Consider the following 24,777-nt stretch of genomic DNA (forward strand, 5'->3'; position numbering starts at 1 on the left):
TTGCGGCGGCAAAGAAAAGTAGGTGCCGCCCCGCACAGGGGCAACGCGTGAAGCGAGCTAACAATTCGCGGATGCCATCGAAAACATAAATCGGCGGATGCCAGCGCAAAGCGCAAAGCGAAAAGCGCAAAACCCAAAACCCAAAACCCAAATCCCAAATCCCAAATCCCAGCGTCGCAGACAAAAACCAAACCCCAAAATTCACCTGGCGGTATAACCGCCATCAACCGGCAAAGCCACCCCACTAATCATAGAAGCCGCTTCGCTAAGCAAAAACAAAATCGGCTCAGCAACTTCCCGCGGTTCAGCGAACCGCTTAAGCGGAATAGCCTGGAGCGCGGGATCGCGCTTGGAAGGCTCGCTCCATGCGTTCACCGCCATCGGCGTCAAAGTGACCGTCGGATTAACGCTATTCACGCGAATCCCATACCCTCCAAGCTCGACACACAAAACCCGCGTAATCGCATCCATCGCAGCTTTAGAAGCGCAATAACTCAAATGATCCTCAAGCCCAACCAGCGCCGCCTGGCTAGAAACATTCACGATACTGCCCGCGCGCTTCGCATCGATCATCGCCCGCGCAACATGCCTCGAAACCAAAGCCGCGCCGCGAGCATTAACGTTCATCACCGAATCAAAACTGGCGCCCGTAGTATCAATAGCGCGTTCAAGCATCGCCGTGCCCGCACAATTCACCAGCCCATCGAACACATCCAGCGACGCTAGCGCCTCATCAATCGCAGCCTCATCTCCAACGTCGAGCACAAGAGGCTCGCACCCCGTCTCCTCCGCAAGACGAGCCAGCTCGCCAACGTTGCGCGCCGCCGCAACAACCTGCGCGCCACTCGCGCACAACATCTCAACAGTCACGCGGCCAATGCCGCTCGATGCGCCCGTCACGAGTATCGAGCGCCCGGAAAAATCGAAGGTCGTCTTCATTTCGCTTGCAGCCGATGCATGACCGGCTTCAACGCCGGATACAGGTCCGTATAAATGCCAAAGCGCTCCGCGTACACCGCCTGCCGCGCAGGCTCCGGCTTCGCGCGCTCGATCAGCTTCACCCAGCCGCCGCGCGCCGTTTCCTGCGAAATCAGCTTCGTGCCGTACGCGGCAAGCAGCGCCGCGCCCATCGCCGCTTCCACGTCCTGCTCGATCGTGTAGACGGGAAAGCCCGTGATGTCCGCAATGATCGACATCCACAGGTCCGAATGCGCCGCGCCGCCGACGACGATCAGCTTGTCGTCGAGTGACTTCGCGCCCTTGCGCCCCGCGACGATGTTGTGCTGCAACGCGTACGCAACGCCTTCGAGCACCGCGCGATACAGATGCGCCCGCGTGTGATACAGGTTCAACCCGACAAACGCACCGCTCGCCTTCGCGTCCCACACCGGACTGCGCTCGCCCATCAGATACGGCAGGAACATCACGCCATCCGAACCCGCCGGTAACTGCGCGGCGTCCTCTTCGAGCAGTTGATGCGCGTCGCCATTCGGCAAGGCTTTTGCCGCTTCGATTTCCGCATGGCAGAACTGCTCGCGATACCACGTCACCGACGCGCCCGCCGTGATCGCGCCGCCGAACACATAGATATCCTGCAAGCCGTTGAACACGTGCGGCATGCTGATCAGGCCATGATGCGCGTCGACACTCTGGTTGATATAGCCCCAGCACATGCTCGTGCCGATCATCGCGACATGCTGGCCGGCGCGCGTCACGCCTGCCGCATACGTGGCCATCGCCGCATCGACGCCGCCCGCGACGATCGACGTGCCCGCTTCGAGTCCAAGCTGCTCCGTCCATTGCGACAGCAAACCGCCCACTACATCCGACGATTCCACCAGATGCTCCGGCATCATCGTCGCGGGAATGCCGAGCATGTCGAGCGCCTCGTCGGACCAGTCGCGCTTCGCGATGTCATACACGCCGCCGATGTTGCCCGCGGAACTGTGATCGACAGCGACTTCGCCCGTCAGCAGATAGATCACATAGGCATTCGGCGGCAGGAAGAAGCGCGTGTTCGCCCACACGTTCGGCTCGTTGTCGCGCAGCCACAGCATCTTCGTGTAGCCGTAGTAGCTGTCGACGCCATTGCCCGTGATCGCATACAGACGTTCGAGATCGACGTTCGCTCGCACCGCATCGACCTGCGCCGTCGCGCGGCGGTCCATCCAGATCAGGCACGGATACAGCGGCTTCATGTCGCTATCGACGGGAATGCCCGAGCCGCCGTACAGACTGCTCACGCACACGGCCTTGATCGCGTTCGACGCGATGCCCGCCTCATGCGCCTTCGCCACGCAGCGTGCGATACATTCGACCACGGCTTTCATCCATACGGTAGGCCATTGCTCGGCCCACAAGGGTTTCGGTGTGTCCGGGTGATAGCCACTCGAATGCTGCGCGACGATTGCGCCGCTCTGGTCGACGAGCACGGCCTTCGTGCTCTGCGTGCCGATATCGACGCCGATGACGTAATTCATAGTGTCTCCGTGTGCGCGCCTCGAACGACGCGCACTGTTCATTTTTTCGGACTATCGGGCCGGCTTCATCAACACCTTGATCGAGTCGAGCGAATTCGCGACCCTGATCGCTTCGTCCCACTCTTCGAGCGAAAAGCCATGCGTGACGATGCCTTTCGATGTGACGAGCCCGCGCGCCAATAGATCGATAGCAATCGGGTAACAGTAAGGGCCCAGATGCGCGCCGCGCACGTCGAGTTCCTTGCGGTCGCCGATGATCGACCAGTCCATTGTAGTCTCCGCGCCGAACACGGAAAACTCGACAAAACGCCCGAGCTTGCGAATCAGGTCCATGCCCTGATTCACGCCCGCCGGCACGCCCGTCGTTTCGATGTAGACGTCGCAGCCGTAGTTGTCCGTCAGCGATTTGACGATGGCCAGCGCGTCGTCGTTCTTCGGATTGATCGTCACGTCCGCGCCGTATTCGCGCGCAAGCGCCAGCCGCTCGTCGACGAGATCGATCACGACCAGCTTCTTCGGCGTCTTCAGGTGCGCAACCTGCGTCATCATCAGACCCAGCGGCCCCGCGCCCGCGATGACGACCACATCGTCGAGTTGTATGTCGCCGCGATTGACGGTGTGAATCGCACACGCGAGCGGCTCGATGATCGCGGCATCTTCGAGCGAGATGCCATCGGGAATCTTGTGGACGATGGCCGTCGGCGGAATGCGCATGTATTCGGCCATGCCGCCGTCCGCGACTTCGCGCTGAAAGCCGAAGATGTTGTGCACTTCGCACATCCAGTACTGGCCGGATTTGCAATAGCGGCATTTTCCGCACGGCACGATCTGTTCCGCGATCACGCGGTCGCCTTTCTCCACGCCAAAATGTTCGGCCGCGCCTTCGCCGATTTCTTCGACGTAGCCGAAGAATTCATGACCCGGAATCACGGGCGCTTTCACCCACGGACTCGGGCCGCCCCAGAACATTTTCGCGCCGGAATGGCACTTGCAGTCGCTTGCGCAGATGCCGCACGCGGCGATACGGATCACGAGTTCATGTGCGCGCGCCAGCGGCTTTGTCACGCGTTCGACGCGATAGTCTTCCGGCGCGTGACACACGATCGCCGTCATGCTTTTGCTGTTGTCCTGAGTGGTCATTGCCTTGCCTTGCGATAAATGGAAACAGAGGAATAAGCGATTGATTTCACTTCTTGCGTTCGCGGCTGATGTAAATCGCGAGCAGGATGATTCCGCCCTTGATCACGTTCTGCACGTACGGATTCACGCCAACCATGTTGAGGCCGTTGTTCAGCACGCCGAGCAGCAGCGCACCGATCAGCGTGCCGATAATCGAGCCGCGTCCGCCCGAGATCGATGTGCCGCCCATCACCACGGCCGCAATCGCATCGAGTTCGAAGCCGACGCCCGCATTCGGCTGGCCGCTCATCAGGCGCGATGTGAGCACGATGGCTGCGAACGACGACGTCAAACCCGCCAACGTGTAGACAATCAGTTTGACCCGCGCGACGCGCACGCCGGACAGGCGCGTCGCCTGCTCGTTGCCGCCGATCGCGTACACATAGCGGCCAAACGGCATGCGTTCTAGCAACACCCATGCGATCGCGTAGATCACCAGCATGATCAGCACGGGCGCCTGAATGCCTAGCACCTTGCCGCTGCCGAAGAAACTGACCCAGTCCGGCAGGCCGTCGATCGGATAACCGCCCGTGTAGATCAGCGCGAGGCCACGCGCGATGCCCATCGTCGCCAGCGTCACGATGATGGGCGGCATGCCCGCGAACGCGACGAAAAAGCCGTTCGCAAAGCCGAAACCGAGCCCCACCGCAATGCCGATCGCGATCGCCGCGACGCCGTTCAGGCCCGCCACCATCAGCCCCGCCGCGAGCGTGCCCGACAGCGCCATCACCGAGCCGACGGACAGATCGATGCCGCCCGTCAGGATCACGGCCGTCATGCCGACGGCAATGATCGCGTTGATCGACACCTGGCGCAGCACGTTCTCGAGATTCGCCGCGGACAGAAAACTGTCGCTGGCGAACACCATCACGATGCACACGACAAGCAAGCCGATAAACGGATAGAACAAGGTTGAGCGTTTGATGCTCGCCCAGTTCAGATGAAACGGCGCACCCGGCGTATCGGATGCGACTGTCGAGGTCTTCGGAGAAGTGTCAGGCGTGTTCATGCTGTGTTGCTCCACGAGTTGCAGCCGATGCACCAGCCGTTGCATAAGTCATCACGGCATTCGATTCGATCTGGTCGCCTTCGAGAATCGCTTCGATGCGCCCTTGCCGGAACACGGCGACGCGGTCGCACATGCCGACTATCTCCGGCAGTTCCGACGAAATCATGATGATCGAGTAGCCGCGCGCCGTGAGTTCGCGCATCAGCAGATAGATTTCCGCTTTCGCGCCGACGTCGATACCGCGCGTCGGCTCGTCGAAGATGAGGATGTTCGTGTGATGATTCAGCCAGCGCGCGATCACCACTTTCTGCTGATTGCCGCCCGACAGCGTCGCGACTTCGGTGTGCATCGTCGGCGCCTTCACGCCGACGCGCTTCATGATGTCGGCAGTAGCCTTCGCTTCGCTGCGGTGATCGATGAAGAAGCGGCCCGTGCGGTACTTGCCGAGGTTGTTGATCGAGATGTTCTGCCTGATCGAGAACGATGTGATCAGCCCCTCCGTCTTGCGGCTCTCGGGCAGAATGCCGATGCCCGACTTCAATGCATCGGCGGGATCGGACAGGTTCGCCGCCGCGCCGTTGATGCGGATGTCCTTCACATGCGCGGCATCCGCGCCGATCACCGCGAGCGCCGTCTCCGTGCGGCCCGAGCCGACCAGTCCCGCGAAGCCGAGAATCTCGCCTTCGCGTAACGTGAAGCGATTGATCGGCCCGTCCTTGTGCAACTGCAATGCGTCTACTTCGAGCACGGCTCTCGCATCGGCGGGCAATGCGGGCTTCGGCGGAAAGCTGTTTTCGATCTTGCGTCCGACCATCATCTCGACGAGCAGGCTCACATCCGTCTTTGCGACATCTGTCATGCCGACATACTGGCCGTCGCGCAACACGGTGATGCGGTCGCACACTTCGAAAATCTCTTCGAGGTGATGCGAGATGAAAATCATCGCGACGCCTTGCTGCTTCAGATCGCGCATGATGGTGAACAGATGCTCGGCTTCGGCCGGGGTGAGCGTGGCCGTCGGCTCGTCGAGAATCAGGATGCGCGCATTCAGCGACAAGGCCTTGCCGATTTCGACGAACTGCTGCTGCGCGACCGACAGTTCGCGGATCGGCACGGACAGATCGATCGCGACGCCGAGCCGCCCGAAAATCTCCGCCGCCGCGCGCCGCATCTTCGCGCGATCGAGCATGCCGAACCGGGTGCGCAACTCGCGGCCGAGAAACATGTTGTCGACGGCATTCAGATACGGGATCAGGCTGAACTCCTGAAACACGATGCCGACGCCCGCCGCGACGGCATCGTGATAACTCGTGAAGTGCCGTTCCTGTCCGTCGATCACGATCGTGCCGTCGTCGGGTTGATAAATGCCGCTCAGAATTTTCATCAACGTCGACTTGCCTGCGCCGTTTTCGCCGAGCAACGCGTGAATCTCGCCGCGTGCAATGTCGAGATGAATGCCTTGCAGCGCCTTCACGCCCGGAAAGCTCTTCGTGATGTTGTCGAGTTTGAGAATCGTGTCCATCGCGTTTCCTCTGCGTTTCATGGGGTCATGCGGGACACGCCCGCTTTACCCCATGCGCAACACGTCGCTTACCAGCTGAAGCCCTTCGCGTTGTCCTTGTCGACGAGCTTCACGTCGACGGGAATCGTCTTCGGCACATTGGCGCCCCACTTCTTGGCGAGCGCCACGCCGATGGCGAGGCGAATCTGGTCGCGCGGAAACTGAGCGGACGTTTCGATGAACTTCGAATTCGGCTTCTGCAGCGCGGTGATCGCTTCCGGCGCGCCATCGACGCTGGTCAGCTTGATGTCCTTGCCCGACGATTCGATCGCGGACAACGCGCCCATCGATCCCCCGTCGTTCACGCTGAAGATGCCCTTCAGGTTCGGATGCGCCTGGATCATGTTCTCGGTGACGGACAGCGCCGTCGCGCGTTCCTGCTTGCCGTTCTGCGTATCGACGATCTTCACGTTCGGGAACTTCGCGAGCGCCGCCTTGCAGCCGCGCACGCGTTCGAGAATCGGCCCGACGGGGATGCCGTCCAGAATCGCCACTTCGCCGCTGCCGCCAATGGCTTTCGCGAGGTATTCGCACGACATCTGGCCGGCGTCGAAATTCTTCGAGCCGACGAACGAATCGACAGGACCGTTCGCGTTCGCATCGACGGCGACGACCACGGCGCCCGCCTTCTTCGCCGACGCCACGGCGGATTGAATGCCCGTCGAATCGGTCGGGTTCACCAGCAGAATGTCGATCTTCTTCTGCAGCATGTCTTCGACGTCGCTCACCTGCTTGCTCACGTCGTGATGCGCGTCGGTGACGACGACCGTCGCGCCGATCGATGCGGCCGCATCGTTCAACGCCTTCTGCATCGTCACGAAGTACGGGTTGTTCAGTTCCTGGAACGTCATGCCGATCTTCAACGGCGCGGCTTCGGCGGCGGGCGCCAGGAGCGGCGCGCCGAGCATCACGGCGGCGAAGGTCAGCGTGGCGTGCAGGCGCAGCGTGCGCGACTGAAGCGAAGTGTTGTGCGTCATGGCTTGTCTCCGTTTTTGAGGATGAGTGCGCCCCTCACGCGGGTTCAGTGCGTGATCGGACGATGAAGCGGTGAACTACAGAAACGCTAGAGAAAGTGCCCTAGGTCGTCGCGAGCGGCGAGCCATGAGGCGGATACGCCGCGGGCGCGGCGCGCGGCTGGCCGTGCGTATGACTGGGCGTCTGCGCGGCCGGCACGATCGAAGGCGCGTTGGCGATGCCCTTGCCGAGCGCCGCCGCTGCTTCCGAAGCGGCGCGGCTCGCGTCGTTCAGTTGCTGGAAGCGGCGGAACTTCGACGGGGCCATGCCTTTCGCGGTGAGAAACTGCCGGTTGAAGTTCGACAGATTATTGAAGCCGACCTTGTAGCAGATGTCGGTGACGCTCAACTCGTCGTCCATCAGCAACTGGCACGCGAGATTGATGCGCATGCGGTTCACGTATTGCACGAACGGCAGGCCCGTATGACGGCGGAAGTAGCGCGAGAACGCGCTCACGCTTTGCCCCGCGAGTTGCGCGAGATCGGATTCGCGTAACTCCGATGCGAGGTTCTTGCCGATATACGACAGCACGTGATTGATGCGCGTCGACGCGTAGCCGGTCGGATCGATCTGATAGGCAGGGCTCGCGAGCAGTTCGCGGTCGCTCGCGTTCAGCAGGATTTCCATCATCGACAGAAACAGCACGATGCGGCGCAGGCCGCGCGCGTCGAGCAGTTCCATGAAGAGCGGCTGGATCAGTGCGCTGGTCTGCGGGCCGAACGACACGCCGCGCCGCGAATCGGCGAGCAGCGCTTCGAGCGTGCGCCACTCGGGAAAGCTCTCCATGCAATGCGCGACGAAGTCCTGGCCGAACTGCACGACGAGATTGCGCTGCGCGATCGTCACGCCTTCGGGCACTTCGCTGACCCAGTTGTGCGGCAGGTTCGGCCCCATCAGCACGAGATTGCCCGGCGCGAAGCCGCCGATGTAATCGCCGACGAACATCTTGCCCGTCGTCGCGACGATCAGATGGATTTCGAATTCAGGGTGGAAATGCCAGCGCACCGTGCGGTACGGAAAGCCGTGATACCACGCTTTGAACGACTCATCGCGGCGCACGCTGACCAGTTCGAGATCGGGTTGCACGTCGGTCTCCTGTAGCCGCGGCTCAGACGCAGGTTCGCGCATCGAGCGCGGGTTCCGCGCGGCGGCCATGCCAATCGGCATGTCGATGCGCGTGCAACCAGGTAACCGCAGTGACGATGTCCTTCATCTGCCTTCCTCCTGTGTCTGCGCCCAGCAGCGCGAACTCAAGGCTCGCGGCATGAACGTGTTTTGTTGCTCTTGTTGTGTGTACCGAAAGTTAGACCCATGACGCAACGGCGGCCACTAGAAATGAGACCGCCGACCGATACTTTTTTGCATTCGGGTTAGTCCTGGCCTCTGCGCTGTCAAATTTGATGCAACGCAACAGCCACGCGATTGCTTGCGGGGCCGCATTCCGCGCCTGTCGCGTGCGCTGGAGAAGCCCGTCCCACCGCGCTGCGCCACGAAAAGCGGCGCGCAGTGCCTTGACTTTCAATCGGCCGAATACGATCATTAGTTCAAATGCGGAGCAAATGCTCTCATATTCTTCCGACATCGGCTCACAACGCCGGGACACCTTCTAGACTTATCTCAAGGAACGCACGCGAAAGACCGTGCGCATTTAGGAGACACATATGAACAGCGGCCAAGGCAGCGGCGCAAGCAAGCAGGTGATCCTGCATATCGGCGCGGGCTCGTTTCATCGCGCGCATCAGGCCTGGTATCTGCACCGGCTCAACGAAACGCGCAAGCCCGGCGATCCGCACTGGTCGCTGACCGTCGGCAATATTCGCAGCGACATGAACGCCGTCGCCGAAGCGCTCGCCGCGCAGAACGGCGTCTACACGCTGGAAACCGTTACGCCGCAAGGCAAGCGCGCGTACGAGACAATCCGCTCGATCGAACGTGTGGTGCCGTGGTCGCAGAATCTCGATGCGCTCGTCGAAGCAGGCGCCGACCCCGCGTGCAAGATCATCGCGTTCACCGTCACGGAAGGCGGTTATTACCTCGACGAGCACGACAAGCTCGACACGGCCAACCCCGACCTCGCCGCCGACCTGAACGGTGCGCGCACCACCATCTACGGCGCGCTCGCCGCGATTCTCGAAGCGCGCATGCAGCGCAATGCGGGCGCCGTCACGCTGCAGACCTGCGACAACCTGCGCAGCAACGGCGACCGCTTTCGCGCGGGCATGACGCAGTTCCTCGAGCGGCGCGGCGCGGGCGAATTGCGCAAATGGTTCGATGCGAACACCGCGTGCCCGAATTCGATGGTCGATCGCATCACGCCGCGTCCCACGCCCGACGTGCGCGAGCGCGTGAAAGCAGCCACGGGCTTCGACGACGCTTGCCCGGTAATGGGCGAATCGTTCATCCAGTGGGTGATCGAGGATCACTTCATCGCTGGAAGGCCGGCGTGGGAGCAGGTCGGCGCCGAGCTGGTCGAATCGGTATTGCCGTACGAGGAAGCGAAAATCCGCATCCTCAATGCGACGCATAGCTGTATTGCGTGGGCGGGCACGCTCGTCGGTCTTTCGTATATTCACGAAGGCACGCTCGACGCCGAGATCCGCCAGTTCGCGCACGACTATGTGACGCAGGACGTGATTCCATGTCTCACGCCGAGTCCGCTCGATCTCGCGAAGTATCGCGACGTCGTGCTCGAACGCTTCGGCAATCCGTATATCCAGGACACGAATCAGCGCGTCGCCGCCGATGGCTTCTCGAAGATTCCAGGCTTCATTGCGCCGACGCTGTCCGAGTGCTTCGAGCGCCACGTCGAGCCGAACGCGACGGCCATGCTGCCCGCGCTGTTTTTCCGCTTTCTCGACAGGTGGCAGCAAGGCAAGCTGCCGTACACGTATCAGGATGGCGTGATGGACGAAGGCGTCGCGCGCGGTTTCTTCAGCGCCGCCGATCCCGTGCAGGCGTTCTGCGCGGACAGGCTGCTGTGGGGCAGCATGGCGGGCACGGCGTCGCTCGAAAAAGTGGTGCGTTCGGCCGTCGGCCGCGTCGATGCGTGGCTCGCAAAGCGCAACGGCTAGGCGCATTCATCCCGGCTCGTTCTGCACATGACAACCCGGCCGCGCATGGCGACACACCACGCGCGGCCGATCCCATTGAGCGCCGTATCCGATGGCTGCGATACATGCGATGCGTCAGGTCTTTTGCGCATGGCATCGCACGCGGCATGCGGCTAAAGTAGCGCATCTCCTACCGACGAAGGTTTCGCGCCCATGTATCTCGGCATCGACCTCGGCACGTCCGAAGTAAAAGTTCTGCTGCTCGCGTCCGACGGACGCGTGGTCGGCACGGCGGGTTCTCCGTTCACCGTTTCGCGTCCGCATCAGCGCTGGTCGGAGCAGAATCCGTCCGACTGGTGGCAAGGCACGCGCGCCGCGCTCTTCGCGCTGCGCGACCGCTACCCGGAGCAGTTCGCGCAGATTCGCGGCATCGGGCTGTCGGGACAGATGCACGGTGCCGTGCTGCTCGACAATGAAGACCGCGTGCTGCGTCCCGCGATCCTCTGGAACGACATGCGCGCCGTCGAGGAATGCGATGAGTTGCTCCGGCGCGCGCCGGATCTGCATCGGATCGCCGGCAATCTGGCGATGCCCGGCTTCACCGCGCCGAAGCTGCTGTGGGTGGCGCGCCACGAGCCGGAGATCTTCCGGCAGACCGCCTGCGTGTTGCTGCCGAAAGATTATTTGCGTCTGCAACTGACGGGCGACAAGGTCTCCGATCCGTCCGACGCCGCCGGCACGCTCTGGCTCGACGTCGCGCAGCGCGACTGGTCCGATACGCTGCTCGCCGCCTGCGACCTGAACCGCTCGCACATGCCGCGTCTGGCGGAAGGCAGCGCGCCGTCGGGCATGCTGCGCCCGGAACTCGCGCGCGAGCTCGGCTTGCGCGAACCCGTCGTGGTCGCGGCGGGCGGCGGCGACAATGCGACGAGCGCAATCGGCATCGGCGCGACGCAACCGGGCGACGGCTTCGTGTCGCTCGGCACGTCGGGCGTGCTGTGCGTGATCGGCAACAGCTTCCGCCCGAACCCCGAATCGGCTGTGCATGCGTTCTGTCATGCGATCCCCGACCGCTGGCATCAGATGAGCGTGGTGCTGTCGGCGGCGAGCTGCCTGCGCTGGGTCTGCAAGCTCACCTCCACCGACGAGCCGACGCTGCTCGCCGAAGTCGAAAAGCTGCCCGACGACGCGCTCGCGACTGCGCCGTTGTTCCTGCCGTATCTGTCGGGCGAACGCACGCCGCACAACGATCCGTATTCGCAAGGCGTGTTCTTCGGCATGACCCACGCGACCGACCGCGCCCTGCTCGGCTATGCCGTGCTCGAAGGCGTGACGCTCGCGCTGACGGACGGCCTCGACGCGCTGCGCGCGGCGGGCACCGAAGTGAACGCGCTGTCGCTGCTGGGAGGCGGCGCGCGCAGCAACTACTGGGCGCAACTGCTCGCCGATTCGCTCAACACCACCACGCGCAAGCACGGCGGCGGCGAAACGGGCGCCGCGCTCGGGGCGGCGCGGCTGGGCTGGCTCGCGGCGGGCGGCGATCCGGCGAAGGTGCTGACCAAGCCGCCCGTCGAAATCGAATTCACGCCGAACGCGCGGCGCCATGCGATGCTGCGCGAGCGGCTCGCGGGTTATCGCGCGCTGTACCGGCATGTGAAGCCGCTGTTCGTGCCCGCGCCTGAAGCGGACGCGGCTTGAACGCATGAACCACCCGTGAAGACTGCGATGAATGTCCACGGCATGCAGCGCACCAGATCGCCCGATACGGGCTTCCTGGTGACACATCGACGTCGTACGCACTAGCGCCATTCAGACCGACAACATCGTGCCCAAGTCCACTGAAAAGCTCGATCTCGCAACGCGCGCCGCCTGGCTCTACTACGTGGCCGGCAATACGCAGAACGAGATCGCCGAAAAACTGCAGGTGTCGCGGCCCGTCGCGCAACGGCTCGTCGCGTTCGCCGTCGAGAAGAACCTGATTCGCGTGCGCGTCGATCATCGGCTGGCGGACTGTCTGTCGCTCGCCGATCAGCTATCGAAGCGCTATGGCCTGTCGATGTGCGAGGTCGTTCCCGTCGACAATGACAAGCCCGAAGAAATCGACCGCAAGCTCGCCGTCGCGGGCGCGCAGGTGATGGAACGCTACCTCGGCGAAGAAAAGCCGATGGTCGTCGCTGTGAGCAGCGGCCGTACGCTGAAGGCCGTCGTCGATCAGGTCGGGCAGCTGGAGCGGCCCCAGCACCGGCTGGTGTCGATGGTCGGCGCGATTGCGCAGGACGGCTCGTCGAATCGCTACGACGTCGCGCTGCATATCTCCGAGAAGACGGGCGGCAAGCACTTTCTGCTGCCTGCGCCGTTGATCGCGGACAGCGAAGCGGAACGCGCGCAATGGTGCAATCACCGTCTGTACCGGATCGTCGAATCGCTGTCGGGCGACGCGGATGTCGCGTTCGTCGGGATCGGCAATATCGGGCTGCGTTGCCCGCTGCATGAAGACGGCTTCATCACATCGGATGAAGTGGAAGAACTGGTGTCGCTGGGCGCGGTGGCCGAACTGCTCGGACTGCCGATCGATGCGAACGGCGCGCGCGTCGAGTCGCCGACCGGGCGCCGCGTGACGAGCCTGCGGCTCGATTCGCCGCCGAAGCGTCCCGTGATCGGCTTCGCCGGAGGCGAACGCAAGCGCAATGCGGTGATTGCCGCGTTGAAGGGCGGCTGGCTGTCGGGGCTCGTGACCGACGAGTTGTGCGCGCGGGCCGCGCTGAATCACGGCGCGGGTTAGCCCCGCGTCCGCGCGCGGTTCGCTTGCGCTAGAGCGCTTCGAGCGCGCTGCGCAGCGCTTCGACGACGGGCGACCAGTCGCCTAAAACCTGTTGCCGGAAAAGCCGCGCGGTCGGATACCACGGGTTCGTCTCGCCCGATATCATCCAGCGCCAGTCTGCCTGCTGCGGCAGCATCACCCAGACCGGCTTGCCGAGCGCGCCGGCCAGATGCGCGACGGATGTATCAACGGTGATGACGAGATCCATTGACTGGATCACGGCTGCCGTCGTGTAAAAGCTGTCGAGCGACTGGCCAAGCGCGCAGATCGGCCAGCGCTGCGCAACGCCATCGAGTTGCGTCTCCGGCGCGCCCTTCTGCAACGCGAACCATGCCAGGCCGCCGACCGACGCAAGCGGTTCGAGCGCCGCGAGCCGCGCCGAACGGTAGACATCGAGGTAATGATCCGGATTGCCCGCCCACACCAGGCCGATTTTCTTGCGCGACCCCGCGGCCTGTTCGAGCCGCGCGCGCCATGCGGCGACCTGAGTGTCATCGACGGACAGGTACGGCGCCGCGCCCGGAATCGCGTCGTCGTTCAGCCACGCGGGCACGCTCATCATCGGGCAGTAGTAGTCGTAGGCGGCACCTCGGGGCAACGCCGTCAACACATCGTTCACACCGCGCACGCGGGCAAAGAGCGGCGCCAGTTCCACACTGGTCCACACATCGACGGTTGCGCCCATGTCGTGCAGCACGCTCGCATACCGAATGAACTGCAACTGGTCGCCCGCACCCTGTTCGCGCGCTAGCAGAAAGCGCTTGCCTTCGACGGTCTCGCCCCGCCATTCGGGCATCTCGCACTTCGGGTAATCGCGCAGCCCGCTCGGCGTCGTCTTGCGATACTCGTAATACGCCCAGCCCTTGCGGAAATTTCCGCGCCGCAGTTCCGACATGCCGAGCAACTTGTGAGCATTCGAGAGATCCGGCGTGAGTTCGATGGCACGCCGTAAGTGATGATCCGCTTCGTCATAACGCGACATGCAGGTCAGCGTGAACGCGACGTTGTTGTGCAGCGTCGGCGAATCGGGCATGACTTCCAGCGCGCGATAGTATCGGGCGAGCGCATCGTCGAACTTCAACTGGCCATCCGTTGCAAACGCGATGCCGAACAGCGCGTGCGGGTTTTCCGGTTCCTTCTGCAAGGCGCGTTCGAAGCATGCTTCGGCTTGCGCATGGCGTCGCACGGTGTTCAGGGTCAGGCCGAGACCCAGCAGCACGCGCAGGTCGTCGGGAGCGTAACGTGCGGCGGATTCGTAGGCGGCCACGGCTTCATGTGGACGGGAAAGAACTTCGAGCACATCCGCGCTGCCGAGCAGCGCGTCCAACAGGTCGTGTTCGATGGCAAGCGCGCGCTGGAAGTGGCTCAGCGCTTCTTCCGGCCTGGACAGGCGCCGCAGCGCCTTGCCCAGGTTGCAGTGCGCGAGCGCATCTTGCGGCGCGCATTCCACGGCTCTTCGAAAAAAGCCAGCGGCGCCTTCGTTGTCGGCGCGCGAAAGCGCCGCGATTCCGCGATCGTTCAGACAGTCCGCGTCGTCAGGCCGAAGCGCCAGTGACGCATCGAAGCATGTGATTGCGCGTTCGATATCCGTGCGCTGCAAGTGCAGCACGCCGAGCATATAAAGCGTGTTTGCGTCGTCGGGCTGTGCGTCGAGTAGCGCGCGATACGCCTGTTCAGCGCGATCGAGCTGGCCGGCGCGATGCAGCGCGAGCGCGTGATCGACAGCCGGTGTCGGGACGGCTTCTTGAGGTGTGGGAGCGGCAGCGTTGTGCATGGCGTCTTGAGTCGGCCGAACACGCGGAGTCTCGCGATCCTGGTAGCAATCGCGCGGATGACATGTTCGGGGCAATGGACGGGAGAACCGACAGAACCCACCTGAAGAACCGCTCAGGTGCGCGCTGTCAGACGATGCACAATTTTGATATGAGATAGGCGGCAGAGATATCGGAAAAGTCCGAGTCTGCAAAAGGAAAGGCGCCGTTGCAAAGCTTGCAACGGCGCCCTGGTCGAGCGGCGGATCAGGCCGCGAGCACTTCGACGATCTTGCGATGGAACGCCTGTCCGTCGCTGTCGAACAGATGGCAGTGATCGGGCGTCGCGCCGACCCGGATCGTCCCGCCCTTCTCATGCCGCTCGAGCGGCGGAATACGCGCGATCAGGCCGTCCGGCGCAACGCTGCTTTCGGCGTACAGATACGCTGCATCGCCGAGCGATTCGATCGCCATCACGCTTGCCGATACGCCGTTGTCGGGCAGATCGAGATGCAGATGCTCGGGACGAATTCCGACCGTCACCTTGTCGCCTTCTTTCGCGCGGCCCGGCTCGACCAGCACGAGCTGCGTCTCGCCCGTTTCGTACCTGACGAGCACGCCGCTCGCCGATATCGACTGCACGACGCCTTCGAGGAAATTCATCTTCGGCGATCCGATGAAGCCCGCCACGAACCGGTTTGCCGGCGCGTGATACAGCATGTTCGGGCTGCCGACCTGCTCCAGATTCCCCGCCGACAACACGACGATCTTGTCGGCGAGCGTCATCGCTTCGACCTGATCGTGCGTGACGTAGATCATCGTGGTCTTCAGCTCGTCGTGCAGGCGCGCGAATTCGAGGCGCATCTTCACGCGCAGCGCGGCGTCGAGGTTCGACAGCGGTTCGTCGAACAGAAACACCTTCGGCTTGCGCGTGATCGCGCGGCCGATCGCCACGCGCTGACGCTGACCGCCCGACAGCTGCTTCGGCTTGCGTTCGAGCAAGTGGTCGATATGCAGAATCTTCGCGGCGTTGCGCACGGCGGCGTCGATCTCCGGCTTCTTCGTGCCCGCGAGCTTCAGGCCGAACGCCATGTTGTCATACAGCGTCATGTGCGGATACAGCGCGTACGACTGGAACACCATCGCGATGCCGCGCTTGGCGGGCGGCACGTCGTTCATGCGTACACCGTCGATATTCAGGTCGCCTCCCGAAATGTCTTCGAGGCCGGCAATCATCCGCATCAGCGTGGACTTGCCGCAGCCGCTTGGGCCGACGAACACGACGAACTCGCCGTCCTGGATGTCGAGGTTGATGTTGCGCATTACCTCGTTGTCGTCGTAGGCCTTTCTGATGTTGCGCAGAGTTACGCTTGCCATGATGTGTCTCCGGATTTCCGTACTACGTTTAATCGTTTCGCCGATGCCGTCATGCCACCGTCACGCGCTGCAACCATCGCGCGGCCAGTTCCGGCAATTGCGTCATGTCGTCGAATACGTGTTGTGCGCCCACGCGGCGCAGCGCGCCGATCTGATCCTCGCTCGCATGACCGCCGCCGATGAATCCATACACCGTCATGCCCGCTGCCGTCGCCGCCGTCACGCCCGCCACGCTGTCCTCGATCACGAGGCACGCTTCCGGGTTCACGCCGAGCCCGCGAGCGGCGGCGAGATAGACGTCGGGCGCCGGCTTCGGATGCGCGACGGAATCCGCGCAGAACAGCCGGTCGCCGAAATGCTTCACGAGGCCGGTGCGCGCCAGCGCCGCTTCGACATACGCGCGAAAGCTGTTGCTCGCGCACGCCTTCGTCAACGGAATGCTCGCGAGCGCGACCTCGATGCCGTCGACCATCGGCGCCTTGACGGCCGCCCGTTCCACTGCGCTGCGAATCGCTTCGACGTCGACTTCGGCAAGCGTCCGGCCCAGCGCCGATGCCGTGCCTGCCAGCACGCGTTCCGTGCGCAGGCCGAGCAACGGCATCACGACGGGCGCGACGTCCGTACCGGGCCAGCGCGCTTCGAGTTCCTCGACGAGGACCGCGGCCGCGACGGCTTCGCTGTCGATCAGCACGCCGTCGCAATCGCAGATGAGCGCGAGCTTCGCCTCTGTTCTGATCTCCGTCACTTCACCGCCCCGAAGGTAAGGCCACGCACCAGCTGTTTCTGCGACACCCAGCCGACGATCAGGATCGGCGCTACCGCCAGCAGCGACGCCGCCGACAGCTTCGCCCAGAACAAGCCTTCAGGACTCGAATACGACGCGATGAACACCGTCAGCGGCGCAGCGTTCGAACTGGACAGGTTGATGCTCCAGAACGCCTCGTTCCACGACAGGATCACCAGCAGCAGCGCGGTCGAGGCGAGCCCCGGCAGCGACATCGGCATCAGCAGATAGACGATTTCCTGCCACGTCGCGGCACCGTCGATGCGTCCCGCTTCGAGAATGTCGCGCGGAATTTCCGCGAAGTACGTGAACGACATCCATACCGCGATGGGCAGGTTGATCAGCGTATAGACGATCACGAGGCCGCTGACGGTATCGAGCAATCCGCTGTTCTTCCACAGCAGATAGATCGGCACCAGCACGCCGACGGACGGCATCATCTTCGTCGACAGCATCCACAGCAGCACTTTCTGCGTGCGCCGCGTCGGGAAAAACGCCATCGCGTAGGCGCACGGCACAGCCAGAATCAGGCACAGCAGCGTGACGCCGACCGAGATCAGGATCGAGTTCCACGCGAAGCCGAAGTAATTGCTGCGCGCGAACACTTCGCGGAAGCTTTCGAGCGTCGGCATGAAGAACAGCGACGACGCGTAAGCCTGTTGCTCCGTCTTGAATGCCGTGATCGTCATCCAGAAGATCGGGAAGAACAGCAGCAGCGCAATCAGCCACGCAAGGATGCCCGGAATGCTGCGCCGGACGACGGCCAACGGCGAGTTCGTTTTCGAAAGACTCGTCGTAACAGGTGTAGCGGCAACCTGGCTCATTTTTCGTACTCCCCTTTCAGGTTCTTCGCGAGCATGCGCACGAGGAAGAACGACACGATATTCGCGAGCACCACGGCGAGAATCCCGCCTGCCGATGCAAGGCCGACGTCGAACTGTTGCAGGCCGAGCGCGTAGATCAGGTACGACAGATTGGTGGTCGCGTTGCCCGGGCCGCCGCCCGTCGTCGTGTAGATTTCAGCGAAGATCGACAGCAGGAAAATGGTTTCCATCATCACCACGACCGCTATCGCGCGTTTCAGGTGCGGCAGCGTGATGAAGAAGAACATCGAGAACGGACCCGCGCCGTCGATCTTCGCGGCTTCCTTCTGTTCCTGGTCGAGTGACTGGATCGCCGTGAACAGAATGAGGAACGCGAACGGTAACCACTGCCACGAAACGATGATGATCACCGCGATCAACGGATAGTCGGCGAACCAGTCGATCGGCGTCATCCCGAGCGCACGCATGCCTTGTGCGATCAATCCGTACACCGGATGCAGGATCATGTTCTTCCAGATCAGCGCGGAGACGGTGGGCATCACGAAGAACGGCGCGATGGCGAGCAGCCGCGCGACGCCCTGCCCGTAGAACTTGCGGTCGAACAGCACCGACAGCAGCACGCCGCCGACCACCGTGATCACCAGCACCGAAATGATCAGCTGCATGGTGTGCAGGATCGACGGGCCGAAGGATGGATCGCTGGCGAGAAACGTGTAGTTATCGAAACCGGCGAATCCCTTCACATCCGGATTCAGCAGGTTGTAGCGCGAGAACGAAAACCAGATCGTCATCGCGAGAGGTATCGCCATCCATAAGACGAGGACGCCTACGGACGGCATGGCGAGCCAGCGCGCGTGCGCGGCCTTGCGCTCTTCGCGCTCGTGTTCGGTTTGGGGATGGGCATGCATGAGGGGTAGACGCAAGTGTTGACGCATGATGGACCACCTCTTCGGTAGTGCGCGGTCCGCGGGGCATGCGGCACGCTGTGCTGCCAGGGTCCGGCTGACGATGCGCTGTCAGCCGGCGCTTTCCATCTGTTCCGGCTTACATACTTCGAGGCGGCGATTCAGCTGCTGGACACGCCGTCCGCATGGTGACCAGGCAGACGGCATGACATCAGGCCTCGACGCTACTACGCTTACTTCTGATAGCCGGCCTGCTTGACGGCGCGATCCGCCGTCGCGTTGCCGGCTGCCAACGCCTGATCGACCGTCATCTGGCCTGCCACCGCGCCTGAAATGCTCTGACCGACCACCGTGCCGAACGACTGGAACTCGGGAATGCCGACGAACTGCACGCCCGTGTACGGCACCGGCTTCAACGTCGGATGATCGGGATCGGCGGTTTCGATTGCCTTCAGCACGAAGTCGCCGAACGGCGCGGCCTGCTTGTACTCGGGGCGCGCGTAGGTCGACTGACGCGTGCCGGGCGGCACCGAGGCCCAGCCCTCATCCTTCGCGACGAGCTCGATGTACTGCTTCGAAGTCGCCCACGTGATGAACTTCTTCGCCGCGTCCGCCTGCTTGGACGACTTCGGAATCGCGAGCGCCCACGCCCACAGCCAATGCGAGCCCTTCGGCGTCACGGCAGTCGGCGCAGCTGCAAAGCCGACCTTGTCGGCGATCTGCGATTGCTGCTTGTTGTAGAGAATGCCGGCGGCAACCGTCGCGTCGATCCACATCCCGCACTTGCCCGACGACATCAGCGTGAGGTTCTCGTTGAAGCCGTTCGAGCTGGCTCCCGGCGGCCCGTTCTTCTTCAGCAGATCGACGTAGAACGAAATCGCCTTCTTCCATTCGGGCGTCGTCAGCTGGGCGTTCCACTTCTCGTCGAACCAGCGGCCGCCGAAGGTATTCACGACCGTCGTCGCGTAGGCCATGTTCTCGCCCCAGCCCGCCTTGCCGCGCAGACAGATGCCATAGACACCGTTGGCCTTGTCCGTCAGCTTGTCGGCGAACTGCGCGATCTGCTCGTAGGTCGGGTTGTCGGGCATCTTCAGGCCCTTCGCCGCGAACAGATCCTTGCGGTAATACGTCATCGAGCTTTCGACGTAGAACGGCAGCGCATACAGCGAGCCGCTGTACGAGAGGCCGTCGCGCGCCGTTTTCACGACATCATTCAGGTCGTAATCGGCGGGCAGGTTGGTGAGCGGCGTGAGCCAGCCGCGCTTGCCCCACTGCGGCGTTTCATACGCGCCGATCGTCATCACGTCGAACTGGCCGCTGCCCGTCGTGATGTCCGTCGTGGCGCGCTGACGCAGCACGTTTTCTTCGAGAATCACCCAGTTGAGCTTGATGTCGGGATTCGCTTTCTCGAATGCCGGCGACAGCTTCTTCAACTCGATCATGTCCGGGTTATTCAACGTGGCGATCGTGACGGTCGCCGCGTTCGCGCTGAACGCGGCGAATGCGAGGGCCGCAGCGCCGAATGCGTTGAGCGCGGGTTTGCAGGTGGGTTTCATCGTTTGTCTCCTTTATTCGTACTTGCGTTTTGGTACTTGATCGATACGTGTGCGGCGTGTGCGGTTGAAGGTTGTATGACGCCGCAGCGCGGATGCCGGTGAATGAGTGACGGTCAGCTCATCCAGTTGCCGCCGTCGACGTTCAGGGTTTGCGCGGTGATGTAATCCGCATCCGAAGACGCGAGGAACAGCGCCGCCCCCGTCAGATCCGCGGGCAGCCCCATCCTGCCCAGCGGCACCGCCTCACCGACGAGACGCTTCTTCTCGCCCAGCGGCCGGTTCTCGTAACGCGCGAAAAGCGCATCGACCTGTTCCCACATCGGCGTATCGACGACGCCCGGTGCGATGCCGTTCACGTTGATCTTGTGCGGCGCGAGCGCCAGCGCCGCCGACTGCGTGTAGCTCAGGACGGCCGCCTTGGTCGCGCAGTAATGCGACACGAGCGCCTCGCCGCGGCGGCCCGCCTGCGACGACATGTTGATGATCTTGCCGCCGTGGCCCTGGTCGACCATGCGCTGTGCGACGGACTGCAGCAGAAAGAACATGCCCTTCACGTTGACCGCGAAGAGCTTGTCGAAGATGTCCCAGGATTCGTCGAGCAGCGGGCGCATGTCGAACAGCGCCGCGTTGTTGAAGAGAATGTCGATCTGGCCGAAGCGCTGCACTGTCTGCTCGACGATGCGCGCGATGTCTTCGCGCTTCGTGACGTCCGCGCTGATTGTCAGCACCCGGTCGCCGTCGGTTTCGCGCAGTGCGTGCGCGAATTCGTTGGCCGGCTTCAGGTCCGCCAGCACGCAGCACGCGCCCTCGTCGAGATAGCGGCGCGCCACCGCTTCGCCGATACCGCTCGCGGCGCCCGTCAGAATCGCCACCTTGCCTTGCAGTCGGGCTGTCACAACCTGTCTCCGGTTCGTTTGATTCTTCGATTCAGCCTGAGCTAACGCCCGGTGATCGAGCAATTGCTCTCGTAGTGATCGAATGATCGGATACGAGTCCGGTCATGTCAAGGCGCGCCGCGCAATTTCGATGGTGCAGCGCGGCAGCGGCGGAATGCGCGCCTCCGGTGTTCCTTCCTAAGAATCGGCGATGACTTTGCAACCGGCAATGACATTTTTTCGAGATACGTTATATCATTGCGTCTTCGTTCAATCCGACGCTGTCCGGAGTTCGCGCCATGGCCCGCTCATCCGATGCTCATGTTCATCCCGCCGCCCGTTTCGCGGATCAGCCCGCCCGTCTCGCGCGCAAGCTCGCGCGCGCCGACGCGCTCGCCGCCGAGCGCGGTCTTGCGCTGACGACGCTGCGCCGCCAGGTCTATGTGTTGATCGCGCAGAGCGAGCGGCCCATCGGCGCCTACGATCTGCTGGCCGCGCTGGAACCGCAGCGCGGCCGCGTGCCGCCCACGACCGTCTATCGCGCGCTCGACTTCCTCGTCGAGCATGGCTTCGTGCATCGGATCGAATCGAAGAATGCGTTTTTCGCGTGCTGCCAGATGGGCGAGCCGCACCAGAGCCAGTTCCTCATGTGCGATTCATGCGGCGAAACCGTCGAGATTCCCGGCGACGGGCTGGCCGCGCAGTTGGCGGGCAGCGCGCCCGTGCATGGATTCGAAGTGCATCACCAGGTCGTCGAGCTGAGCGGGCTGTGCGCGGCCTGCAAGCACGTCCATCCCTGACCAGAACAACCCGTTCCATCCAACCCAGACGTCTCTCAGGCAACAGGTCATCCCGATGAAGAAAAACAATTCGATGTGGAAGTTTCTGATGCGCACCGTCGCTTCGACAGTTTTCGTCTTTGCATCCGGCCAGGCCGCTCACGCGCAGGACACGAAGATTCCCGTGGTCGCCGCGGAGAATTTTTACGGCGATGTCGTGCAGCAACTAGGCGGCGACCGCGTCGACGTGACGAGCATCCTCAGCAATCCGGACCAGGACCCGCATCTCTTCGAAGCCAGCCCGAAGACGGCGCGCGCCTTGCAGCACGCGAGCCTTGTCGTCTACAACGGCGCCGACTACGATCCGTGGATGGCGAAGCTGCTGAACGTGTCGAAGAACGACAAGCGCAAAACGATCGTCGCGGCAGAACTCATCGGCAAGAAAAGCGGCGACAATCCGCATCTGTGGTACGACCCGTCGACGATGCCCGCCGTCGCACGCGCGGTGAGCGCGGCGCTCGCGTCGGCTGATCCGGCGCACAAGGCGGCGTATGATGCGAACCTCGCGAAGTTTCTCGATTCGCTCAAGCCGATCGCCGACAAGGTCGCGGCGCTGCGCGGACAGTATGCGCACGTTAGCGTGACGGCGACGGAGCCGGTGTTCGGCTACATGTCGGATGCGATCGGCCTGGACATGCGCAACCAGCGCTTCCAGCTGGCCACGATGAACGACACGGAAGCGAGCGCGTCGGATATCGCCGCGTTCGAACGCGATCTTCGCGAGCGACGCGTGCGCGCGTTGATCTATAACAGCCAGGCAACCGAGGCGCTCACAAAACGCATGCTGAAACTCGCGCAGCAATCGCATGTGCCGACGGTGAGCGTGACGGAGACGCAACCGGCCGGCAAGAACTACCAGCAATGGATGCTGGCGCAACTCGATGCGCTCGGCAACGCGCTCGCCGCAGGCAGCGCGAACAAGGGAACGACTCAATGAACATGTCGTCGGGCAACGCGCCCGTGCTCGAACTGGATCGCGTGACGCTCGAACTCGGCGACCGGACGATCCTGCGCGACACCAGCTTCACGATCCGCCAGGGCGAATTCATCGGCGTGCTCGGGCCGAACGGCGCGGGCAAGACGACGCTGATGCGCTCGGTGCTCGGCCTCGTGCCGGCGGCGAGCGGCACCGTGCGCGTGCTCGGCGAGCCGGTGGTGCGCGGTAATCCGTCGATCGGCTACATGCCGCAAACGCGCAGCGCGCTCGCGGGCCGTCGCGTGCGTGGCCGCGATTTCGTTGCGATGGCCGCCGACGGTCATCGCTGGGGCCTGCCGCATGCGGACGCGAAGGCGCGCGCCGATGTCGAGCGCGTGCTGGAGCTGGTCGGCGGCACGGCGCTGGCTGCGCGTCCCTTGTCGGAGCTGTCGGGCGGAGAGCGGCAACGTCTGCTGCTCGCGCAATGCCTGCTCGGCAATCCGCGTCTGCTGCTGCTCGACGAGCCGCTCATCAGCCTCGATCCGCATCATCAGAAAACCGTCGTCGAACTGGTGAAGCGCGTGCAGCAGGAACTCGGCATCGCCGTGCTGTTCTCCGCGCACGAACTCAATCCGCTGCTGCATGCGCTCGACCGCGTGCTGTATCTCGGCAATGGCGTCGCTGCCCTGGGCACCGTCGATGAGGTCATCACGAAGCCAGTGCTGTCGCGCCTGTACGGCTCGACCATCGACGTGATGCGCGTGAACGGCCGCATCTTCGTCATGTCGGGCGACTTCGACGTCGAGAAGCACGACCACGAGCACGAAGACGACGACCATCAGCATGGCGAGCCGCATGGTCACGGGCATTCGCATGGTCACGCGCATGGGCAAAAGCACGCCCATCATCACGCCTCAAGCGACGGACACACGCACGATGTTTGAATACGATTTCATGGTGAACGCCTTTGCGGCGTCAGGGATTGTCGCGGTGCTGTCGGGCATCGTCGGCTACTTCCTGGTGATGCGCGGGCAGACCTTCGCGGGGCACGCGCTGTCGCACGTTGGCTTCACGGGCGCGACGGGTGCCGTGCTGATCGGCGTGTCGCCGATCTGGGGGATGATCGGCTTCACACTCGCGGCGGGCGTCGGCATGGGCGCACTGGGCGAAAAGCTCGCGGGGCGCGATGTCGCGATCGGCGTGGTGCTGTCGCTGGCGCTGGGCTTCGGCTTGCTGTTTCTGCACTTCTTCACCGCGTACGCGACGCAAGTCACGGCGCTGCTGTTCGGCAACGTGCTCGGCGTCAGTTCGTCGACGCTGGTGGTGCTGGCCGTGCTCGGCGTCGTCAGTCTGGTTGCGCTGGCGGCGATCATGCGCCCTTTGATGTTCGCTTCGTTGCAGCCGGAACTGGCCGAGGCGAAAGGCGTATCGCTGCGTCTCGTGTCCGTGCTGTTTCTCGCGATCGCAGCGCTGGCAGTCGCCGCGTGCACGCAGATCGTCGGCGTGCTGCTCGTGTTCACGCTGATGGTCGGACCGGCGGCTGCGGCGCAAAACCTGTCGACACGCCTTTCCGTCGGACTCGTACTCGCCGCGCTGCTCGCGCTCGCGCAGGCGTGGGCCGGCGTGACGCTCGCTTTCTATACCGACTGGCCGACCAGTTTCTGGATCACGCTGCTCGCGGCGCTGGTCTACGGCGCGAGCTTGCTCGTGCAGCACATGCGCCGGTGATGTGGGTTTGGTTGGTTTTGTTTTTCGCTGGCATCCGCGTTACGTTAGCGTGATTCAGGCGTCGCCCCTGTGCGGGGCGGCACCTACTTTTCTTTGCCGCCGCAAAGA

At 63.2% G+C, this 24,777-nt stretch carries 22 protein-coding genes; 7 read left to right on the top strand and 15 right to left on the bottom strand.

Features of this window, described 5'->3' with window-relative positions; translation table 11 throughout:
* From KFO72_RS34650 to KFO72_RS34685, 8 genes are all read right to left on the bottom strand, one after another.
* Nucleotides 1–184 (bottom strand): hypothetical protein (locus KFO72_RS34650; RefSeq protein WP_225033981.1); only part of this gene is annotated, 184 nt, incomplete at its 3' end.
* Nucleotides 185–201: 17 nt separating this feature from the next.
* Nucleotides 202–939 carry an SDR family oxidoreductase gene (locus tag KFO72_RS34655; protein ID WP_225033982.1) on the bottom strand — a complete coding sequence of 246 codons (738 nt, stop codon included), beginning with the start codon at nt 937–939 and terminating at the stop codon, nt 202–204.
* Nucleotides 936–2,480 (bottom strand): FGGY-family carbohydrate kinase, encoded by a 1,545-nt coding sequence (locus KFO72_RS34660; RefSeq protein ID WP_225033983.1) that lies wholly within the window; start codon nt 2,478–2,480, stop codon nt 936–938. The genes KFO72_RS34655 and KFO72_RS34660 overlap by 4 nt, the downstream gene beginning before the upstream one ends.
* Before the next feature lie 51 nt (nt 2,481–2,531).
* Nucleotides 2,532–3,620, bottom strand: coding sequence for an alcohol dehydrogenase catalytic domain-containing protein (locus KFO72_RS34665; RefSeq protein WP_054929826.1), 1,089 nt, complete (start codon nt 3,618–3,620; stop codon nt 2,532–2,534).
* Nucleotides 3,621–3,666: 46 nt separating this feature from the next.
* Nucleotides 3,667–4,668, bottom strand: coding sequence for an ABC transporter permease (locus tag KFO72_RS34670; protein WP_225033984.1), 1,002 nt, complete (start codon nt 4,666–4,668; stop codon nt 3,667–3,669).
* Nucleotides 4,655–6,190, bottom strand: coding sequence for a sugar ABC transporter ATP-binding protein (locus KFO72_RS34675; RefSeq protein WP_225033985.1), 1,536 nt, complete (start codon nt 6,188–6,190; stop codon nt 4,655–4,657). The genes KFO72_RS34670 and KFO72_RS34675 overlap by 14 nt, the downstream gene beginning before the upstream one ends.
* A gap of 68 nt (nt 6,191–6,258) precedes the next feature.
* Complete coding sequence (locus KFO72_RS34680; protein ID WP_225033986.1) at nt 6,259–7,206, bottom strand: ABC transporter substrate-binding protein; 948 nt, start codon at nt 7,204–7,206, stop codon at nt 6,259–6,261.
* A gap of 100 nt (nt 7,207–7,306) precedes the next feature.
* A complete protein-coding gene (locus KFO72_RS34685) occupies nt 7,307–8,329 on the bottom strand; it encodes an AraC family transcriptional regulator (RefSeq protein ID WP_054929830.1) in 1,023 nt (340 codons plus the stop codon).
* 575 nt (nt 8,330–8,904) lie between these two features.
* Between KFO72_RS34685 and dalD the strand changes: the two genes are divergently transcribed.
* The 3 genes from dalD to KFO72_RS34700 all read left to right on the top strand — a co-directional run bounded on the left by dalD (nt 8,905) and on the right by KFO72_RS34700 (nt 13,075).
* Nucleotides 8,905–10,314, top strand: coding sequence for a D-arabinitol 4-dehydrogenase (dalD, locus tag KFO72_RS34690; protein ID WP_225033987.1), 1,410 nt, complete (start codon nt 8,905–8,907; stop codon nt 10,312–10,314).
* Nucleotides 10,315–10,506: 192 nt separating this feature from the next.
* Nucleotides 10,507–11,991: a xylulokinase gene (gene xylB / locus KFO72_RS34695; RefSeq protein ID WP_054929822.1), complete on the top strand. Its 1,485-nt coding sequence runs from the start codon at nt 10,507–10,509 to the stop codon at nt 11,989–11,991.
* A 127-nt stretch (nt 11,992–12,118) separates the two neighbouring features.
* A complete protein-coding gene (locus KFO72_RS34700; RefSeq protein WP_035986357.1) occupies nt 12,119–13,075 on the top strand; it encodes a sugar-binding transcriptional regulator in 957 nt (318 codons plus the stop codon).
* Between the two features lie 28 nt (nt 13,076–13,103).
* Here the strand turns inward: KFO72_RS34700 and KFO72_RS34705 are convergent, their stop codons facing one another.
* The 7 genes from KFO72_RS34705 to KFO72_RS34735 form a co-directional block, all read right to left on the bottom strand.
* On the bottom strand, nt 13,104–14,888 hold the full coding sequence (locus KFO72_RS34705) for a tetratricopeptide repeat protein (protein WP_225033988.1): 1,785 nt from the start codon (nt 14,886–14,888) through the stop codon (nt 13,104–13,106).
* Between the two features lie 244 nt (nt 14,889–15,132).
* Nucleotides 15,133–16,242: an ABC transporter ATP-binding protein gene (locus tag KFO72_RS34710; RefSeq protein WP_060602216.1), complete on the bottom strand. Its 1,110-nt coding sequence runs from the start codon at nt 16,240–16,242 to the stop codon at nt 15,133–15,135.
* Nucleotides 16,243–16,291: 49 nt separating this feature from the next.
* Nucleotides 16,292–16,987, bottom strand: a complete 696-nt coding sequence (locus KFO72_RS34715) for an HAD family hydrolase (protein ID WP_225033989.1) — start codon at nt 16,985–16,987, stop codon at nt 16,292–16,294.
* On the bottom strand, nt 16,984–17,850 hold the full coding sequence (locus tag KFO72_RS34720) for a carbohydrate ABC transporter permease (protein ID WP_060602218.1): 867 nt from the start codon (nt 17,848–17,850) through the stop codon (nt 16,984–16,986). Before KFO72_RS34720 ends, KFO72_RS34715 begins: the two co-directional genes overlap by 4 nt.
* Nucleotides 17,847–18,785, bottom strand: a complete 939-nt coding sequence (locus KFO72_RS34725) for a carbohydrate ABC transporter permease (protein WP_054929817.1) — start codon at nt 18,783–18,785, stop codon at nt 17,847–17,849. Before KFO72_RS34725 ends, KFO72_RS34720 begins: the two co-directional genes overlap by 4 nt.
* Before the next feature lie 203 nt (nt 18,786–18,988).
* The gene (locus KFO72_RS34730; RefSeq protein ID WP_054929816.1) at nt 18,989–20,311 is read right to left on the bottom strand and encodes an ABC transporter substrate-binding protein; all 1,323 of its coding nucleotides are present in this window, start codon (nt 20,309–20,311) and stop codon (nt 18,989–18,991) included.
* A gap of 113 nt (nt 20,312–20,424) precedes the next feature.
* The gene (locus KFO72_RS34735; RefSeq protein WP_225033990.1) at nt 20,425–21,207 is read right to left on the bottom strand and encodes an L-iditol 2-dehydrogenase; all 783 of its coding nucleotides are present in this window, start codon (nt 21,205–21,207) and stop codon (nt 20,425–20,427) included.
* Nucleotides 21,208–21,485: 278 nt separating this feature from the next.
* Between KFO72_RS34735 and KFO72_RS34740 the strand changes: the two genes are divergently transcribed.
* From KFO72_RS34740 to KFO72_RS34755, 4 genes are read left to right on the top strand one after another with little or no spacing between them, the layout of a single operon-like run.
* Complete coding sequence (locus KFO72_RS34740; RefSeq protein WP_225033991.1) at nt 21,486–21,986, top strand: Fur family transcriptional regulator; 501 nt, start codon at nt 21,486–21,488, stop codon at nt 21,984–21,986.
* A gap of 55 nt (nt 21,987–22,041) precedes the next feature.
* On the top strand, nt 22,042–22,962 hold the full coding sequence (locus KFO72_RS34745) for a metal ABC transporter solute-binding protein (RefSeq protein WP_060602222.1): 921 nt from the start codon (nt 22,042–22,044) through the stop codon (nt 22,960–22,962).
* Entirely contained in the window at nt 22,959–23,885 is a 927-nt protein-coding gene (locus tag KFO72_RS34750) for an ABC transporter ATP-binding protein (protein ID WP_054929812.1), read from the top strand. The genes KFO72_RS34745 and KFO72_RS34750 overlap by 4 nt, the downstream gene beginning before the upstream one ends.
* Entirely contained in the window at nt 23,878–24,669 is a 792-nt protein-coding gene (locus KFO72_RS34755) for a metal ABC transporter permease (protein WP_060602802.1), read from the top strand. Before KFO72_RS34750 ends, KFO72_RS34755 begins: the two co-directional genes overlap by 8 nt.
* Nucleotides 24,670–24,777: the final 108 nt, after the last annotated feature.

The sequence above is a fragment of the Paraburkholderia sp. XV genome (assembly GCF_020177535.1).
In the GTDB taxonomy this organism is placed as follows: Bacteria; Pseudomonadota; Gammaproteobacteria; order Burkholderiales; family Burkholderiaceae; genus Paraburkholderia; species Paraburkholderia caribensis.

Coding starts and splice junctions, on each gene's coding strand:
- KFO72_RS34705 (WP_225033988.1), bottom strand. CDS start 14,888: ATGCACAACGCTGCCGCTCCCACACCTCAAGAAGCCGTCCCGACACCG.
- KFO72_RS34725 (WP_054929817.1), bottom strand. CDS start 18,785: ATGCGTCAACACTTGCGTCTACCCCTCATGCATGCCCATCCCCAAACC.
- KFO72_RS34670 (WP_225033984.1), bottom strand. CDS start 4,668: ATGAACACGCCTGACACTTCTCCGAAGACCTCGACAGTCGCATCCGAT.
- KFO72_RS34680 (WP_225033986.1), bottom strand. CDS start 7,206: ATGACGCACAACACTTCGCTTCAGTCGCGCACGCTGCGCCTGCACGCC.
- KFO72_RS34730 (WP_054929816.1), bottom strand. CDS start 20,311: ATGAAACCCACCTGCAAACCCGCGCTCAACGCATTCGGCGCTGCGGCC.
- dalD (WP_225033987.1), top strand. CDS start 8,905: ATGAACAGCGGCCAAGGCAGCGGCGCAAGCAAGCAGGTGATCCTGCAT.
- KFO72_RS34720 (WP_060602218.1), bottom strand. CDS start 17,850: ATGAGCCAGGTTGCCGCTACACCTGTTACGACGAGTCTTTCGAAAACG.
- KFO72_RS34755 (WP_060602802.1), top strand. CDS start 23,878: ATGTTTGAATACGATTTCATGGTGAACGCCTTTGCGGCGTCAGGGATT.
- KFO72_RS34740 (WP_225033991.1), top strand. CDS start 21,486: ATGGCCCGCTCATCCGATGCTCATGTTCATCCCGCCGCCCGTTTCGCG.
- KFO72_RS34710 (WP_060602216.1), bottom strand. CDS start 16,242: ATGGCAAGCGTAACTCTGCGCAACATCAGAAAGGCCTACGACGACAAC.
- KFO72_RS34660 (WP_225033983.1), bottom strand. CDS start 2,480: ATGAATTACGTCATCGGCGTCGATATCGGCACGCAGAGCACGAAGGCC.
- KFO72_RS34750 (WP_054929812.1), top strand. CDS start 22,959: ATGAACATGTCGTCGGGCAACGCGCCCGTGCTCGAACTGGATCGCGTG.
- KFO72_RS34655 (WP_225033982.1), bottom strand. CDS start 939: ATGAAGACGACCTTCGATTTTTCCGGGCGCTCGATACTCGTGACGGGC.
- KFO72_RS34665 (WP_054929826.1), bottom strand. CDS start 3,620: ATGACCACTCAGGACAACAGCAAAAGCATGACGGCGATCGTGTGTCAC.
- xylB (WP_054929822.1), top strand. CDS start 10,507: ATGTATCTCGGCATCGACCTCGGCACGTCCGAAGTAAAAGTTCTGCTG.
- KFO72_RS34745 (WP_060602222.1), top strand. CDS start 22,042: ATGAAGAAAAACAATTCGATGTGGAAGTTTCTGATGCGCACCGTCGCT.
- KFO72_RS34675 (WP_225033985.1), bottom strand. CDS start 6,190: ATGGACACGATTCTCAAACTCGACAACATCACGAAGAGCTTTCCGGGC.